Origin of the sequence: Moraxella tarda (assembly GCF_035181405.1) — a bacterium.
Taxonomy (GTDB): domain Bacteria; phylum Pseudomonadota; class Gammaproteobacteria; order Pseudomonadales; family Moraxellaceae; genus Moraxella.
The window spans coordinates 257255-274515 of sequence record NZ_JAYGGV010000001.1 but is presented as its reverse complement, the minus strand read 5'-3'; the positions used below and the strand labels follow the sequence as shown (position 1 = coordinate 274515).

Genomic DNA, 17261 nt, shown 5'->3' with positions numbered 1-17261 from the left:
AATGATGGCGTGGCAATGATTGCAATAAAAAACATCTAAAAAATAAAGACATTGCCAAATTGCCAAACAGTCGTGATTTATTATGGCACCGCCATATTTTGATGGCTTGGCGGAATGCTGATTTTTTATTTCATTATTGAGTAATTTAATTTTAATTAAATGATAAAATAAAGGTTGATATACCATGATACCAACCTTTTGCTAAATAACACATTAAATAATCAAACGGCTTACTTTGCAATCTTGGTCAATGATTTAAACCTTTATACATTAAACCTAAAATGCATCACATCGCCGTCTTGCACCACATAGGTTTTGCCCTCAAGCCGTGATTTGCCTGCCGCCGCCGCCCCTTTTTCGCCATTATGGGCGATAAAATCATCAAAGCCAATCACTTCGGCACGAATAAAACCCCGCTCAAAGTCGGTATGAATGACCCCTGCCGCCTCTGGAGCGGTCGCCCCCACGGGCACTGTCCATGCACGCACTTCTTTGACCCCTGCGGTAAAATAAGTTTGCATTTTTAACAGCTCATAGCCTGCTCTGATGACACGGTCAAGCCCTGCTTCGCTCATGCCCATTTCTGCCAAAAATTCTGCTTTTTCATCGTCAGCCAGTAGGGCAATCTCCGCCTCTATTTGATTGCATAGTGGCACGACAATGGCGTTATCACTTTTGGCAAATTCACGCACTTGGTCAAGATAAGAGTTGTTGTCAAAGCCGTCTTCTGACACATTGGCGATATACATCACAGGTTTTAGGGTAATCAAACCGTAGCTTTTAATCAGTTTTTTCTCATCATCGTCAAGACCTGCTAGGCGAGCGGGCTTGCCGTCTGCCAAAAGTGGCTCAATTTTTTGCATCACCGCCAAGGCACTTTGGGCGTCTTTGTCGCCCCCTTTGGCTTTTTTGGATAGGTTGGTGATGGCACGGCTTACCGCCTCCAAGTCCGCCAAAGCAAGCTCGGTGTTGATGGTCTCAATGTCGGACAAAGGATTGACTTGTCCGTCTACATGAATGACATTGTCGTCATCAAAACAGCGTACCACATGGGCAATGGCGTCCGTTTCACGGATATTTGCCAAAAACTGATTGCCCATGCCCTCGCCCTTAGATGCCCCTGCCACAAGCCCTGCAATGTCCACAAACTCCATGCTGGTCGGCAGTACTCGCTCAGGCTTTACGATATCGGCAAGCTGTTTTAGGCGTGGGTCTGGCACAGGCACGATGCCTGTGTTGGGGTCTTTGGTGCAAAAGGGGAAGTTTTCGGCGGCGATGCCCGCTTGGGTGAGTGCATTAAACAGTGTGGATTTGCCGACATTTGGCAAGCCTACGATACCGCAATTAAAGCCCATAGTGCTCTCTCTTGATTTTTTTAGCTATTAATGTGATAGGTATTTTAGCAGATTTTAATCAAAAATGCTTTATTAAAATCTATCCACTTGGGTTTGCCTACCAATTCTTACCAATCTAAACTTATAAATATCATAACCATTTATCTTTATAAATTCATAAAAAAATTTTGTCCGATTTGTCCAATGAGAGGTTGATATGAATTAATGGATTGTAAACACTTAAATACCAACTTGCCCATCTGTCATCTTAACGGCTGTTCATCAACTCATCAATAAAAAAGAGTGCAAAATTACTTTTTGCTTGTTATAATAACAGATGCTTTATAAAGTATTCTTTGTAAATATTTTTTTACTCCCTTTTTAAACATTAAGGAAATCATCATGGCAATCGAACGCACTTTATCTATCATTAAGCCAGACGCAGTTGGTAAAAATCACATTGGCGATATCATTGCTCGCTTTGAAAAGGCTGGCTTAAAACCAGTTGCTGTTAAATACAAGCATCTTACTCGTGAAGAAGCTGAAGGTTTTTATGCTGAGCACAAAGAGCGTGGCTTTTTTAATGATTTGGTAGCATTCATGACATCAGGTCCTGTTGTGGTATCTGTCCTAGAAGGTGAAAATGCTGTTTTGGCTCACCGTGATATCTTGGGTGCAACCAACCCAGCTGAGGCAGCTCAGGGTACCATTCGTGCAGATTTTGCGGTAAGTATTGATGAAAACGCTGCTCATGGCTCTGACAGCACCACTTCTGCCGAGCGTGAAATCGCTTACTTCTTTGGTGCAGATGAGATTTTCCCACGCACTCGTTAATTAATTTGCCGTGCTAACCTTTTGGTGATACACAAAAACAGTCCGTCTTTGATGGGCTGTTTTTATTTGATTGGGATTTGTTAGACAACAAAATTCATGACTTTAACTAAAATTTTTAGTATAATACGCTGTTTATATTTGTATTGACATTTTATCAATAGTGATACCGACAAGATTGTACAAAATAGCAGAACGCCATGACAAAAATTCCCCTAGTACAAACATCAGCCACGCCCAAAGATGACCAAAAAGACGATGATCAAAAAGTCAATCTGCTTGGTATGTCCAAGACGGCCTTGGGTGAGTTTTTTGTGTCTCTTGGTGAAAAGCCTTTTCGTGCGACACAGGTGATGAAGTGGATTTATCAATTTGGCGTAACAGATTTTTTTGAAATGACTAATATTTCAAAAAAACTCCAACAAAACCTACATGAAGTGGCGTGTGTCGTGCCACCAAAAGTAAAATTCAAACAATTTTCTGAAGATGGAACTCGTAAATGGGTTTTTGAGGTGGCGGGCGGTTCTCTTGTTGAGACAGTACTAATCCCTGCTGAAGACAGTAAGCAGTTTGGACGCAAGACGCTGTGTATTTCTAGTCAGGTAGGCTGTGCACTTGATTGCTCATTTTGTAGCACAGGAAAGCAAGGCTTTGAGCGAGATTTAAACGCCAGTGAAATCATTGGCCAGCTATGGGTGGCAAACCAATCTTATATGGAAGATGTTACCCCTACTGAGCGTGAAAATTATGTTACCAATGTAGTGATGATGGGCATGGGTGAGCCTTTGCTTAATTATGAGCCTGTGTTGTCCAGTATGTCTTTGATGTTAGATGACCATGCATTCGGGCTTTCTAAGCGTCGTGTTACGCTTTCAACTTCTGGCATTGTACCAAAGATGTACGAACTTGCTAAGGATATTGATGTGTCGTTGGCAATCAGTTTGCACGCACCGAATGATGAATTGCGTGATGAACTTGTGCCGATTAATAAAAAATACCCATTGTCAGAGCTGATTAAAGCTGCCAAATCCTATGTGCATGATGAAAATCCACGCCATAAAAAGCATGTAACCATTGAATATGTCATGCTTGCTGGTGTGAATGACAGCGATGAACACGCTCATCAGTTGGCTGCATTATTAAAAGGCCTGCCAAGTAAAATCAACCTAATTCCTTTTAATCCATTTCCGCACGCTCCATACGAGCGTTCGAGCAATAACCGCATTCATGCCTTCTCTAATATTTTAAATCAGGCAGGATATGTTTGCACCATTCGCCAAACTCGAGGCGATGACATTGATGCAGCGTGTGGACAGCTTGTAGGGCAAGTGGCTGACCGCACTCGCCGTGCCAAAAAATGGCAAGAAAGTATCCAAAAACGCCAAGAAAGTTCATGATGGTGTTTGTCGTGATAAAATGATTGGTAAAATAACAAAAGACTTGCTAGAATGATGATGCGATATTTATGGCAATTTGCTAACCATCTTGGTTGGTTGAGGGAAATTGGCTGGGTTTGTGGATTGAGTGTTGTGCTCACTGCTTGCCAAACGACTCAGCCGAGCCTTCAATATGATAAAACAGCACTTGCCCAAATCCGCACACAGATGGCTGGACAGTATATTTTATTGGGCAATCTTGATGAGGCCAAAAGACAGCTTGATATGGCGATGGCGGCTGATGCACATTTTGCACCCAGTTATGATATGATGGCTGTACTATTGCAGACCGAAGGCAGTGCAAATAATTTGGCACAAGCAGACGAGTTTTTTCGTAAAGCGATTCACCTAGATCGTGATTTTATGCGTGCTTATAACAACTATGGCGTGTACTTATCTCAGGTTGGGCGAGCTGGCGATGCTGTTGGATATTTTGAAGTAGCAGGCAATCATTTGGGCTATGAAGGGCGAGTTCAGGCGCTTGAAAATCTTGGCTTTACTTGGCGACGATTGGGCAATGTAAAGCGTGCCAACGACGCTTTTTATCGTGCCATAGATGGTGGTAGCGTGAACTTGGCGGTCTATGAAATCATACTAAGTCAATTAATCAGCCAAAATGATGTAAATCGAGCAAATGCGATTTTTGAGCGACTAAGCTTGCATGTATTGATGGGTTCTTTGAGTGATAAACTACTTGTTATGGGCATTCATCTGGCGGGCAGGGCTGGCGATGATGCCAAGGCAAAACAACTGACTCAGATTTTGCAGGAAAAATACCCAAACAGTGACAAAATGACAATTACTGATGTGCTAAAAAAATCAACTTGATATTGACTTATATCAATGATTTTTTTATAACAAATTTATTAATGAATTTAACTGGTTTAACCAATTTAACCATAATGCAAAGACAATGATTGGAGTGTATGAGTGGGCAATCAAGCAACTAACGAGCCAAAACCAACCAGTAATTTTGGTAGCCGTCTAAAAAGTGCACGCAACGCAAAAGGTCTGACGCTTGATGCGGTGTCTGGCGAACTGAATATCTTGAAGCGGTATTTGCAAGCCTTTGAAGATGAGGACTTTGCTGCGATGCCAAAGTTTGCTTTTGCCAAAGGATTTGTTACAAATTATGCTAAATATTTGGGGTTGGATGCAACAAATATTGCCTTGACTTTTGAGAAAGCGTACCCTAATGCCCTACGCCAAACTAAGGCGAGCGACATAAAAGCACCATTAACGCCAATGGGTACTTTGCAGCGTGGTCGCCCAAAAGTGCGTATCAATCCTGCGTTGATTATTGGCGTCGTTGCTTTGTTGGTCTTGGCATTTGTGTTATTAAAAGTTGTGAGTAATGCCATCAAAAATGATGACTCGGACCTGCAACAAGATTCATTGGTCATGACACAAAATGATCAAGCAGTCGGTGCGGCGATTACGACTGCCAGCATTGCTTCTTTGGAAGTTCGCTCAAAAGGTGATGTGGATATTGTTGTTACTGATGCATTGGGCAATGTTTTGTTGCAAGGCAAGCAACCTCGTGGTAATTATATGCTTCAAGGCACAACACCGATGAGCGTTGAGATTGATCGTCCTGCACAGGTGGATCTTAATTTTAATGGCAGTGCGGTAAAATTGGGTGAGTATATCAAAGATGGTAGGGCATCGCTGACTTTGCGATAATTATTTTTTTAGTAAGTTGTTGATTTATCATCAAACCAAGGTAAGTCATGCTTTAACGATGTAAAAATTTAATCATGTAAAAGGTAGATTTTTAAAAATACCCTAGTTTTTTTAAACTTGCCAAAGCTGTTGTGATAACGACTAAAATAATTTCACTGCCAGTTAAAAAAACAATTAACCAAAATTTGTTTTACTGATTGATTGCAAAAAGCATGATTTGCAGACAAAGCACCAATCATCATTTTCTTAGGAAGCCCCATGTCAAGCCACCAAAATCCCATTATCCGCCGTCCCACTCGCCAAATTATGGTCGGCAAGGTCGCCATTGGTGGCGATGCCCCCATCAGTGTGCAAAGTATGACCAATACCGACACTTGCGATGTGGCAGCGACCGTTGCTCAAATTCAGCGGTGCGTGGACGCAGGGGCGGATTTGATGCGAGTGTCCACACCGACAATGGATAGCGTCAAAGCCTTTGGCGAGATTAAAAAACAAGTGTCCGTGCCACTGATTGCCGACATTCATTTTGATTATAAAATCGCTTTGGCGGTGGCGGAAAATGGGGCGGATTGCTTGCGGATTAACCCTGGTAATATCGGCAATGAACAAAAAATCTGCGAGGTCATCGCCTGTGCCAAACACCACAATTTGCCCATTCGCATTGGCGTGAACGCAGGTTCGCTGGAAAAAGATTTGCAAAAAAAATACGGCGAACCGACAGGGCAGGCGATGTTAGAATCGGCTTTGCGTCATATTGATATTTTGGAGCGTCATAATTTTGACCAATACAAAATCTCAGTCAAAGCAAGCAATGTGTTTTTGACGATGGACGCTTATCGGCTCATTAGCAAACAAGTGGATTGTCCGTTGCACTTGGGCGTTACCGAAGCAGGCGTGTACCGCACAGGCACGGTAAAATCAGCGATTGCGTTGGGTGGGCTACTTTTAGAAGGCATTGGCGACACGATGCGAATTTCTTTGGCAAGTCCGCCAGAAGATGAGATTAAAATCGGTTTTGATATTTTAAAATCGCTTGGCATTCGCTCTAATGGGGTTAATTTTATCGCTTGTCCGTCTTGTAGCCGTCAAGAATTTGATGTGATTAAAGTGATGAATGAGCTAGAAGCACGCCTAGAAGACATTCGTGTGCCGATGGATGTGTCGGTGATTGGCTGTAAAGTCAATGGGCCGGGCGAAGCCAAAGAAGCCGATATTGGCGTGGTGGGGGCAAACCCCAATTCTTTGGTGTATAAAAATGGCGATAAAAGCCATTTGATTGACACGGCAAAATTGGTGGACGAAATTGAACAAATGGTGCGTCAAAAAGCCAAAGATTTGGCAGATAAACGAGCCAATGAGATTTTAAGGGTGGCTCAAAATTGACAAATCGTTAACAAATGGTTAAATGGTGGCGATGGCTAATCTTGTGTTGCATGGCCTAGATTGTGCTAGTTTTATACATTAAAAGAAAAACCACTTAAAGATTAAAGAATTTACCAGTCATTGGGTGGTTGTGTATGTTTTAGTGCATTAAATTTTAACTAATTTTAGCTAAACTGAATGAAGTTTTCACAAACGATGAATAGTAATTCATTTAAATAAAAGCTTGTAAATAACTGGTAAATAATAAGATTAAGTGAGTACAAAAATGAGTAAAATCACTGCCATTCGTGGCTTTAATGATGCCCTGCCAAGCGAGGCACAAAAATGGCGTAAACTTGAACAAATACTTGCCGATGTGTTAGATGGCTATGGATTTAGTCAAATTCGCTTGCCACTGGTTGAAGAAACACAATTGTTCGCACGAGGTGTGGGCGAGGCAACGGATATTGTTGAAAAAGAAATGTTTGGTGTGGTGCATGGTGGCAAGTCTGATGGTGAGAGTGCTTCTTTTACTCTGCGACCAGAAGGTACGGCAGGCTGTGTGCGTGCGGTTATTGAGCACAATATGCTAAGAGGAGATGCACCAAAACTGTGGTACATCGGCCCAATGTTTCGCTATGAAAGACCACAAAAAGGGCGTTATCGCCAGTTTCACCAGCTTGGTGTGGAGGTTTTTGGTAATGAATTGCCTGATGGTGAGGCAGAATTGATTGCCATGACTCATCGTTTTTGGCAAAAGGTAGGTGTTTGTGAGCATGTCAAATTACAGCTAAATACTTTGGGTGAGGCAGACGAGCGTCAGGCCTATAAGGCATCGCTGGTTGAATACTTAACTTTGCATCACTCAGAGCTTGATGAAGACAGTCAACGAAGATTAACAACCAATCCTTTGCGAATCTTAGATTCCAAAGATGAGCGTACACAAAAAATCTTGCAAAACGCACCAAAATTAAGTGATTTTTTTGGTGATGAGACACGCACGCACTTTGAGCAAGTCAAAGCGTATCTGACGGCTTTGGGTATCAGTTTTGAAATCAATGAAAATTTGGTGCGTGGTTTGGATTATTATAATAAAACCGTGTTTGAGTGGGTAACTGATAAGCTGGGTTCTCAGGCGACTGTCTGTGGTGGTGGTCGTTATGATGGTTTGGTGGGCGTGCTAAAAGGTAAGCCCGAACAGTCTGAGCCTGCGGTAGGTTTTGGCATGGGTTTAGAGCGTTTACTGCTGTTGATTGAGGCAGTCAATCCTTTTGTATTGACTGGAGAAAGCGATGTATTTGTGGTTGCACACCCTGAGGTATATGCACAGGCTTTGGTTTTTGCCGAAGAACTGCGTAATGAACGCCCTGATTGGCGTGTAAAAATGTCCAGTGCATCAAGCTTAAAATCTCAATTTAAAAAAGCGGACAAATCAGGTGCAAAATACACAATTATCTTGGGTCATGATGAAATTGAAAAAGGTGTGATTGGTGTCAAAGATATGGCAACAGGCGAACAGAGCATTCAAGACAAATCATGGTTTAAGTAGTGATGCGGTGTTGATTTGGTATCTCATTTGGTAAAATTGAATAAAAGGCAAAGTAATGGCACAAGAATTAGTAAATAAAGCAGATAAGCAGGCGATGATTGCCTTAAAAAAACACGGCAACACCATTATTTGGGTGATTGTTATCGTACTTTTGGGCTATTTTGGTTGGGAATATTATCAAAAAAACCATGCGAAGGTTGATACTGTTGCTGCTGATTTGTACACCAGCATTGATGAGCGTAGCGATGCATTGAGATTGGCCGCTCAAAATCCTGATTTAGATAAAGCTGCCAAAGAGATGGCAACCAAAGAAGAGGCTGTGTTATTTGCTGATATTGACAGGCTTGCCAGCGAGCATCCAGATACAGCCTATGCGTGGCAAGCACTCATGCTAAAAGCTCGCCAACAGTCTGATAGTGGGCGGTTGTCTGATGCCATCATCACGCTAGAAAAAGCACAAAGCTTAACCGTTAAAGATGATGGCCTGATGGCACTTGCTCATTTGCGTTTAGCAAGAGTTTTGCTTGATAATAATGAGGCAGATAAGGCGTTGCAGATTGCCAATAAAGAGTTACCAACAGCATTTGAGGGTTCTCGCCAAGAGGTTTTGGGTGACATTTATGTGGCAAAAAATGAGATTGAACAAGCCAAGAAAGCCTATACCGCTGCTTGGGAAGCCTTGCGTGAACGCCAAGAAAATCGTGCAGTTTTAACTTTAAAGTTACAATCTTTGGGTGTTGAGGTTGAAGAAATTACCCCAAAAACACCGATCGTTGCTAATCCTATGCCTGTACAACAAAAAGAGCTTGGGATCGATGCGAGCGAGTCTTAAAAACACAAAATACACCAGAAGGTAATGTATCATTATCAAGTCAGTCTTATCATGATGTTTAACGAGACTGATGATTTTGACCGTCATTCATGAGGATAACAGATGAATACTCGTTTTACAAAAATAGTTTTGGGCTGTACTATCGGAGCGGCTGCTTTGATGGGTTGTCAGCAAATCATCAAAGGTGAAGACAAAAGTCCAGCCAAACTTATTAAAATAGCCACGCCTATGACGGTGCTATCGCCTATTTTTGAAGCATCGCTTGAACAAAGTCGTGGTCTGACTAAGGGCGAGCGTGTCAGCAAAAAAGATGTGATTGATTTGCAGGTGGCACAAAGTGGTGGTGTGCTGATTGCTGTCAGTCGTAGTGGTGTGGTCAGTGCATTTGATGATAAGCAGTCCATTTGGAAACTAGACCTGCAAGAACCTGTAACCAGTGGTGTGGCCATTGATGAGGCGGGTTTGGTTGCAGTGGTGGGTACTCGCTCGGGTAAAGTTATCGCACTTAATGTTGGTACAGGCGAGAAATTGTGGGAAACTGCATTACCAACATCAACTCCGACACCTGCATTAATTCATCATGATAGAGTGCTATTGTCTGCCAATAATGGCGTATTATATGGCTTAAATATTCGTACAGGGGAAAATGTGTGGCAATTTGGTACCCAAAAAACTGATTTGAGTATTCGTGGCGTTGCCAAACCGCTAAGTCTAGATGAACAAACGGTGTTATTTGGTACAGCAGATGGTCGTATTCATGCGTTAGACTCAAGTACAGGCTCACCACTTTGGACTCGCCGTGTGGGCATGGCGACAGGTGGTAGCGTGGTTGAACGCCTTAGCGATGTAGATGGCACACCATTGGTTGTTGGTCAGCATTTATATGTCACCAGTTTTAGTGGGCAGATTGTCGGTTTTGATATGGCAACAGGCCAAACAATGTTTGTCTCTGACATTTCTAGCACTAGGTCAGCGACTGTACTTGGTGATGTGCTTGTTGCAGTTGGTATTAGTGGTGATGTTAAGGCCTTTAATCGCTTGACTGGTGAGACATTATGGCTAAATGACGAGCTAAAAAATCGCAAATTGACCAATCCTGTGGCTATAGGTGATTATGTGGCTGTGGGTGATTATGAAGGTGTGATTCATCTGTTTGACCGTAATGGCAGTATTGTTAGCCGTGTTCAGACAAAGGGTCAATTAACCAGCTTGCAAGTCATTGATAATCGCTTATATACTCAAAGCACATCAGGTGTTGTAAGTATTTGGCAGTTTTAAGTTTGATGAACCATTTTGCCCTTTGTCGTCTGATGATGGCAAAGGATTTGGTATTTTTTATCTATTTTATTTTGTTAATTTAAAATTACTTTTTTTTGAGAAATTCATGAGTATTAAACCTGTGGTCGCCTTAATTGGTCGCCCAAATGTTGGAAAATCCACTTTATTTAATCAATTTACCAAGTCTCGCCAAGCACTTGTTGCAGATATGGCAGGTTTGACACGCGACCGTCAATATGGCGATGCACATTTTGAAAATAAGTCATTCATCGTCATTGATACAGGCGGTATTGGTGAGGCGGATGATGGCACAGGCAATATTGATGATTATATGGCGACCCAGTCTTATACCGCCATTCATGAAGCGGATATTGTGGTTTTTGTTGTAGACGCAAGAGTGGGTCTGATTGGTGCAGATGCAGAGATTGCTCGTTTTTTGCATACTTTGGGCAAGCCTGTTTTTCTTGTGGCAAATAAGATGGATGGTGTGCATGAGGCGGCATCAGCAGAATTTTTTGAGCTGGGTTTTGGTGAGCCATTTCCGCTGGCCGCTAGCCACGGTAAGGGTGTGACCAGTTTGCTTGAAGTATTGACCGCTGATATGCCAGAAGACAGCGAAGATGATGATGAGAATATGGGGCTAAAACTTGCCATCATCGGCCGCCCAAATGTTGGTAAATCAACATTGGTGAATCGCCTGCTTGGAGAGGAACGGGTGGTGGTGTTTGATATGCCTGGCACGACTCGTGATAGCATTTATATTCCTTTTGAAAGAGGGGGTAGGGCTTATACGCTCATTGATACCGCTGGTGTGCGTCGTCGTGGTCGAATTGATGAGAAAGTTGAAAAATTCTCAGTGGTTAAAACTTTGCAGGCCATTAAAGATGCCAATGTTGTTGTGGTTGTTATTGACGCACATGAGGGCATTGTGGATCAAGACTTGCATATGCTTGGCTATGCACTTAATGCTGGTCGAGCGATTGTGATTGCAATCAATAAATGGGACGGATTGACTGATGATCAAAAAGATTTCTTAAAAATTGAAATTGATCGACGCTTTAACTTTGTGCCTTGGGTAAAAATTCATTTAATTTCAGCACTTTATGGTAATGGGGTAGGAAATTTATACCCATCAATTCACAAGGCCTATGACGCCTCAATGTTCAAGGTCTCAACTTCTAGGCTGACCCAAATCTTACAAGATGCGGTGGAAAATCATCAACCACCGATGGTGGGCGGTCGTCGTATTAAGTTAAGATACGCTCATCTTGGTGGTCATAATCCGCCAGTCATTGTCATTCATGGCAATCAGACCAGTGCGTTGCCGAAAAGTTATCAGCGTTATCTTGAAAATATTTATCGTAATGTTTTTCAACTTGAAGGTACGCCACTTCATGTGGAATTTAAACAAAATGCCAACCCATACGAAGGCAAGAAAAACCCAAAAATTAAAAATAAAGCCAAAGTCATGCGAGAACGCAAACGCATCGCTGAGTTTAAAAAGCGTGATAAAAAACGCAAATAAAACCAGCTTTTTGATTAATTTAAATTGGGTGGTTGATCAAAGATAAAAGGTGTGCTACTTTGGTGTAATATCGTTCGTATGGGATTAAAGCTTTGTCTGTGTTCTGGCAATATCCCATGTAAAAAAATCGCCTGGGTGTGGGCTTTGCTGGGGTAGCCTTTGTTCTTACTTAAATGATAATCTGGATAAATTTTAGCATAATCATTCATGGCATTGTCACGATGAACTTTGGCAAGAATACTTGCACAGGCAATGCTGGTATGAATGCCATCGCCCTTGATGAGTGTATGAATGCTGTTTTCGTACGCTTTAAACTCATTGGATAATGTCGGCTTAGCGTTACCATCTATTAAAATGGTCAAATCGTGCATCGGTGTGATGTGATTGATTGTCATTAAATTTTCAATCACCAATCGCATACCCAAAAGTGTGGCTTGGTAAATGTCAATGGCATCAATCACATGGGCTGGAATGTCAATAATTGCATGGCTTTGGCAGATTTCTTTGATGGGGTTAAATGCTAAATTGCGTTTTTTCTCAGAAAGTTTTTTGCTGTCATTGATCATGGCAATCGGTGTGTTTGTCAAATCTACTTGTCCAAATTCACCCGTCAAATGATTATCCAAAATCACTGCCCCAACAGTCATTTGCCCAAATAACGAACCTCGTCCAACTTCATCAATGCCGATGATGATGGTGTCTGATTTGCATTCGTGATTCTTATGGCACACAATCTTGCAATCTTGAATGTATGTGTTTTGTGTGTGAGCCTTCATCTTATTTATTACTTTTATTATCCAAATAATGAGTCAAAACCGCTTGAGCAGAGTTGTAAGCACTGCTGAGTTGTTTGATTTTACTGACGGTGTCAATCAGCTTATTTTGTTGTGTGTTTGGGCTGTTGAGAATGTCTTGGGCGTATTTTGCAATGTTATCGGCTGTTGCATCCGTCTGAATCAGCTCTGGCACGATGGGGTAGCCAGTTTGCTCAAAGGCTAGGATATTAGGTAAAGAGACATAAGGGGTTTTTATCAAATGTTTGGCAATGGCATAGGTTAAAGTACTGACTTTGTAAACCACAATCATTGGTGCTTGTAGCATCAGTGCTTCTAAGGTTGCCGTGCCACTTGCTAAGATTGTCAAGTCACTTATCTGCATGGCATACTGACTTGCGGTATAATCATGGTCGTATTCAAAGGAGTGTTGATAATCAGTTGGTGTAAAAATAGTCAATCTTGATGATAACTGAGGTACCAAATCATCAATCATCTGCTTTACTATTGGTTGATGTTCATCCTTAGCAAGTGGTAAAATTGCATTAAGTGATTGATTTTTTTTATATAATTGATTAAAACTTGCCAACAAGATTGGTAAAATGGCATGAATTTCACCAATTCTAGAGCCTGCCATCAAACAAATTGTATTGGTAGATTTGTTGATTTTTTTTGGTTGCAAATGATGAATGAGTGGGTGGCCCACACAAATTGCAGGGTGGTTGTGTTTGAGATAAACAGGCACTTCAAACGGAAAGAGGCATAACGCCAAATCAGTTGCCGCCTTAATGTTGTGAATGCGGTTTTCACGCCATGCCCAAATGCTTGGGCTAACATACTGCACACAAAATATACCTTTGGGTTTTAGAGCCTTACCCAATCTTAAATTAAAATCTGGAGCGTCAATTCCGACAAATATATCAATCTTTTGCTGATTAAAAGCCGTTAAAATTTCTTGTTTGGCACGCAAAAGATCAGGTAAGTGCTTAATGACTTCAACAATTCCCATGACTGACAAACGAGCCATGTCTATGACACAAGCCAATCCTGCTTTTGTCATTTTTTCACCGCCCACACCCACCCAGCGAATATTTGGGTGCAGGGCATTCATTTTATTCATGAAATCTGCACCAAGTGCATCGCCTGATATCTCGCCTGCAACAATGCCAATGGTCATGCTTTGCGATGTCATGAAAGCTCCTTAACAATGATGATACATATCATACCAATTTCATGCCTATTTTAAAAAATAAACCAAAAAGGGTGGTTTTGTGAAAATTTTACGATACCTAAAAGTAAGGCTGGTCAATACAAACATAAGGTTTGTTTGTTATCTTGCCATCGTTCATAAAGGCCGATTGGACAATTTTTTGTTGTGTTTTAATAATACCAGTACTGCACCATTGCCACCATCATTGGTTGGGGCTGAAACAAATGCCATCACATCAGAGATTTGGCGTAACCAACCGTTTACGCAGGTCTTGATGATGGCATCTGCACCTTTGCCATGCACAATTTTAATGACGGTTTCACCATTTTTTAGGGCATTTGAGATGATGGTCTGCACTGCTGTGCGAGCCTCTTCAATGCTGGCACCATGCAAATCCACCGCATCATACCAACGAAGTTTACCTTGTTTTAACTGCTCAAAGACTTTGTTTTGTAGGGTTGGATTTTTGTAGCTCAAAAATGCTTCACCTGCCACAGGGTTGAGCAAAGCTTGCATGTCGGATAAATTCACCCCAGACAGTTCTTCACCCCCTTCGGCATTGGCACGGCGAAACAAGGTGGTGGGGTCTTTGGAATCAGTTTTTGTGCAAAAATTGACCGATTTTTCGTGTTTTAGAGGGGTAACACCGCTCATTGCCTGCATGAATAGTACTTTATCTTCGTCAATGCCTTGGTGATTAAAGCGTTTGACTTGGCCAGCCACCTCTTTTTTGCCCATCACGGCAGAGCTGGTGGGTTTGCCGTTGTGGTCGGTTTCTGGTTTGGTAGATGACTTTGTGCCAATTTCTTTGAGTTGGTCTTGAAAGTCTTTGGAAAGTAGGTCTTTAAAAGTTGTCATGATGTGCTCAAAAAAATGAAACCATTATAGCAGATTTGTACTTGTGTTTGAATATTTGCCTTATTGCAGATGTGCAGATTTGAATTTGCTAAGATAAAAAATACGAAAAATAGCCAGCGATAGTTTGGTCAGCATTATTTGTTAAGGCTCGTCTCTGTCTTTTTTACCTCTTCCCACTCAAAATTCCGCTGGCTACAATCACACCGATCCCAAGCAAACTTAGCCAGTCGAGTCGCTCGCCAAACAGCCATGCACCAAATAAAATGGCAAAAACTACCGTCATATAGGATAAGGTCGCCACGACAAACTTTTGTCCAACTTGATAAGCATAAGTCATCAAAAGCTGTCCACCCAGTGCCGTTACCCCAGTGCCGACGATGTAAAGTAAGCTTTCTGGATTGATGGGGGTAAAGCCAAAAAATACCGCCAATACGCCTGAGATGATGGTGGACAGTAGCGAAAGATAAAACACAATTCGCCACGCAGGTTCACCAAGTAAGGATAATTCTCGCACTTGTAAATAAGCATAACCGCTAATTGCTCCGCTCACCAATCCTAGTATCATGGCAAAAGTGTCACCCCCTGCGGTCGGTTTTAGCAAGATGATCACGCCAACAAAACCTAAAATCAAAGAAATCCAACTGATTGGTGTGGGTTTTTGTTTTAAAATAATGATGGATAATAAGCCTAAAAAAATGGCAGAAGTGTTTTGTAGCGTGCTGGCGGTGGCAAGGGGCAAATGTAGCACTACATAAAAATTCATGAATAGGGCGACTGAGCCAGCCAAGGATCGCCAAAAATGCTCTTTTGGGTAATGGGTGCGAAAATCTCGTCCTTTAATCCATGATAATCCGCCTAGAATCACAAGGGCGAACAGCACTCGCCAAAAGGTGATTTCATAAGTGTGCATGGCAAACTTTTGCCCAGAGAACTTGACAAAAACCAGCATGAGTGCAAAGCATAGGCAGGCCATGACCATATAAAACGAGCCAAAAAACGAGCCTTGATTGCCATTTGTAAGAGAAGGGTTCGACATGGTAAGAATCATATGATTAAAAAAACCGTTCGCTCCATGTCTGCTCAAAGTGGCCATTTTCTCCACCATGGTTTAACAGGCTTATTACGAACGGCAATGTTTGGTCAGATTACTAACTTTAATCTTTTTAATCTAAAAAATCCGACATTAACGATTGGGTAGGTGTGTCTTGATGTCTTTGGCGAATTGACGCAGGACATCAACAGTAGTGTCCCAATCTAGACAGCCATCTGTTACTGATTTGCCATATTCTAACTGTGATAGGTCGGCAGGGATATTCTGACGACCGCCTTTTAGGTGGCTTTCAATCATCAAGCCCATGATAGACTTATTGCCATTTTGAATTTGGCTGGCGATATTTTGGATCACCATTGGTTGTAGATAAGGGTCTTTGCCTGAATTGGCATGGCTTGCATCTACCATAATTTTACCATTGGTTTTGCCTTTGGCAAGTTCGTTTTCAGCAGCGATGATGGCGGTTTCATCATAATTGGGTTGGTCGTTACCACCACGCAAAACAACATGAGCATATTTATTACCCTTTGATTTGATGATAGAAACTTGACCATCTGACGACAGACCTAAAAAGCTATGCCCTGATTTGACCGCTTGCATGGCATTGACCGCAACTGTCATGGAGCCGTCCGTACCATTTTTAAAGCCAACAGGACAAGATAGACCAGACGACATTTCACGGTGAGTCTGAGATTCAGTAGTTCTTGCACCAATGGCTGACCAGCTGATTAAGTCTTGCATATATTGCGGTGTGTTGGGGTCTAGGGCTTCGGTGGCACATGGCAATCCTTTTTCATTCAGTTCAAGCAGTAGTTTACGAGCCATGCCCAAGCCTTTTTTGATATCAAAGCTGTCATTCATGTCAGGGTCGTTGATCAGTCCTTTCCAGCCTGTTGTGGTGCGTGGCTTTTCAAAATACACACGCATGACGATGAATAATTCATTTTTTAACTCTTCTGCCAAAATTTTTAGTTTATCGGCATATTCGTGGGCAGCGGTGGTGTCATGAATTGAGCAAGGACCAACCACAACCAAAATTCGCTTATCTTCACCATCTAAGATATTTTCAATGGCTTTACGACCTTGTAATACAGTGTTAAAAGCCTGACTGGATAATGGGTAAGTGCGTTTGAGTTCAGCAGGTGTGATGAGCGGAGTGATTTTTTCGATATTGACATCATCGATTTCTGTGTGGTGGGTTAAAAATGACATAAGAGCACCTGATTGAATTGACATAGAAAAATACCAGCCATTATGCACGCAAAGCAACTGTTTGACAAGTATCTAGACGCCAAAAATCATCAAAAGTTAAAGTTTTATTTGTGATATTTAAATAAATGATAACAAATAGTTATTAAAAATAATGAATTCAATAATCACTTACTTATACTTACTCATGCTTAATTAATATGTATTTAAGCTGTATAGTTAATTGGTTAATTAGTAATAATGAACAACCACTGCTAAGACATATTAATAGTTTTACAAAAGAGTTGATGTCAGGTTGTGTTGTCATGAAAATGGCGAATTTGTGGTGAT

Annotated in this window: 15 protein-coding genes; 9 read left to right on the top strand and 6 right to left on the bottom strand. The window is 41.7% G+C overall.

The genetic code is table 11. From position 1 onward, the window contains the following. Positions 1-263: 263 nt before the first annotated feature. Entirely contained in the window at positions 264-1355 is a 1092-nt protein-coding gene (gene ychF / locus U9670_RS01370; protein WP_323841802.1) for a redox-regulated ATPase YchF, read from the bottom strand. Positions 1356-1736: 381 nt separating this feature from the next. Here ychF and ndk point away from each other — a divergent pair, with 381 nt between their 5' ends. The 9 genes from ndk (at position 1737) to der (ending at position 11830) form a co-directional block, all read left to right on the top strand. Beyond that, positions 1737-2168 (top strand): nucleoside-diphosphate kinase, encoded by a 432-nt coding sequence (gene ndk / locus U9670_RS01365; RefSeq protein ID WP_323841803.1) that lies wholly within the window; start codon positions 1737-1739, stop codon positions 2166-2168. 197 nt (positions 2169-2365) lie between these two features. Further along, complete coding sequence (gene rlmN / locus U9670_RS01360) at positions 2366-3562, top strand: dual-specificity RNA methyltransferase RlmN (protein WP_323841804.1); 1197 nt, start codon at positions 2366-2368, stop codon at positions 3560-3562. A gap of 132 nt (positions 3563-3694) precedes the next feature. Then, positions 3695-4429 carry a tetratricopeptide repeat protein gene (locus U9670_RS01355; protein ID WP_416381507.1) on the top strand — a complete coding sequence of 245 codons (735 nt, stop codon included), beginning with the start codon at positions 3695-3697 and terminating at the stop codon, positions 4427-4429. 102 nt (positions 4430-4531) lie between these two features. Beyond that, positions 4532-5284, top strand: coding sequence for a RodZ domain-containing protein (locus U9670_RS01350; RefSeq protein ID WP_323841806.1), 753 nt, complete (start codon positions 4532-4534; stop codon positions 5282-5284). A 258-nt stretch (positions 5285-5542) separates the two neighbouring features. Then, positions 5543-6667 carry a flavodoxin-dependent (E)-4-hydroxy-3-methylbut-2-enyl-diphosphate synthase gene (ispG, locus tag U9670_RS01345; RefSeq protein WP_323841807.1) on the top strand — a complete coding sequence of 375 codons (1125 nt, stop codon included), beginning with the start codon at positions 5543-5545 and terminating at the stop codon, positions 6665-6667. 265 nt (positions 6668-6932) lie between these two features. Continuing rightward, positions 6933-8195, top strand: coding sequence for a histidine--tRNA ligase (gene hisS, locus U9670_RS01340; protein ID WP_323841808.1), 1263 nt, complete (start codon positions 6933-6935; stop codon positions 8193-8195). Between the two features lie 55 nt (positions 8196-8250). Next, positions 8251-9027, top strand: a complete 777-nt coding sequence (locus U9670_RS01335) for a YfgM family protein (RefSeq protein WP_323841809.1) — start codon at positions 8251-8253, stop codon at positions 9025-9027. Between the two features lie 102 nt (positions 9028-9129). Next, positions 9130-10305: an outer membrane protein assembly factor BamB gene (gene bamB / locus U9670_RS01330; RefSeq protein ID WP_323841810.1), complete on the top strand. Its 1176-nt coding sequence runs from the start codon at positions 9130-9132 to the stop codon at positions 10303-10305. 106 nt (positions 10306-10411) lie between these two features. Further along, positions 10412-11830 (top strand): ribosome biogenesis GTPase Der, encoded by a 1419-nt coding sequence (gene der / locus U9670_RS01325; protein ID WP_323841811.1) that lies wholly within the window; start codon positions 10412-10414, stop codon positions 11828-11830. A 14-nt stretch (positions 11831-11844) separates the two neighbouring features. Here the strand turns inward: der and rnhB are convergent, their stop codons facing one another. The 5 genes from rnhB to U9670_RS01300 form a co-directional block, all read right to left on the bottom strand. Continuing rightward, on the bottom strand, positions 11845-12606 hold the full coding sequence (rnhB, locus tag U9670_RS01320) for a ribonuclease HII (protein WP_323841812.1): 762 nt from the start codon (positions 12604-12606) through the stop codon (positions 11845-11847). Position 12607: 1 nt separating this feature from the next. Further along, positions 12608-13795, bottom strand: coding sequence for a lipid-A-disaccharide synthase (gene lpxB / locus U9670_RS01315; RefSeq protein ID WP_323841813.1), 1188 nt, complete (start codon positions 13793-13795; stop codon positions 12608-12610). A gap of 153 nt (positions 13796-13948) precedes the next feature. After that, a complete protein-coding gene (locus tag U9670_RS01310; RefSeq protein ID WP_323841814.1) occupies positions 13949-14671 on the bottom strand; it encodes a Smr/MutS family protein in 723 nt (240 codons plus the stop codon). A 163-nt stretch (positions 14672-14834) separates the two neighbouring features. Beyond that, positions 14835-15707: a DMT family transporter gene (locus tag U9670_RS01305; RefSeq protein ID WP_323841815.1), complete on the bottom strand. Its 873-nt coding sequence runs from the start codon at positions 15705-15707 to the stop codon at positions 14835-14837. 147 nt (positions 15708-15854) lie between these two features. Then, complete coding sequence (locus tag U9670_RS01300) at positions 15855-16934, bottom strand: 3-deoxy-7-phosphoheptulonate synthase (RefSeq protein ID WP_323841816.1); 1080 nt, start codon at positions 16932-16934, stop codon at positions 15855-15857. Positions 16935-17261 lie beyond the last annotated feature (327 nt).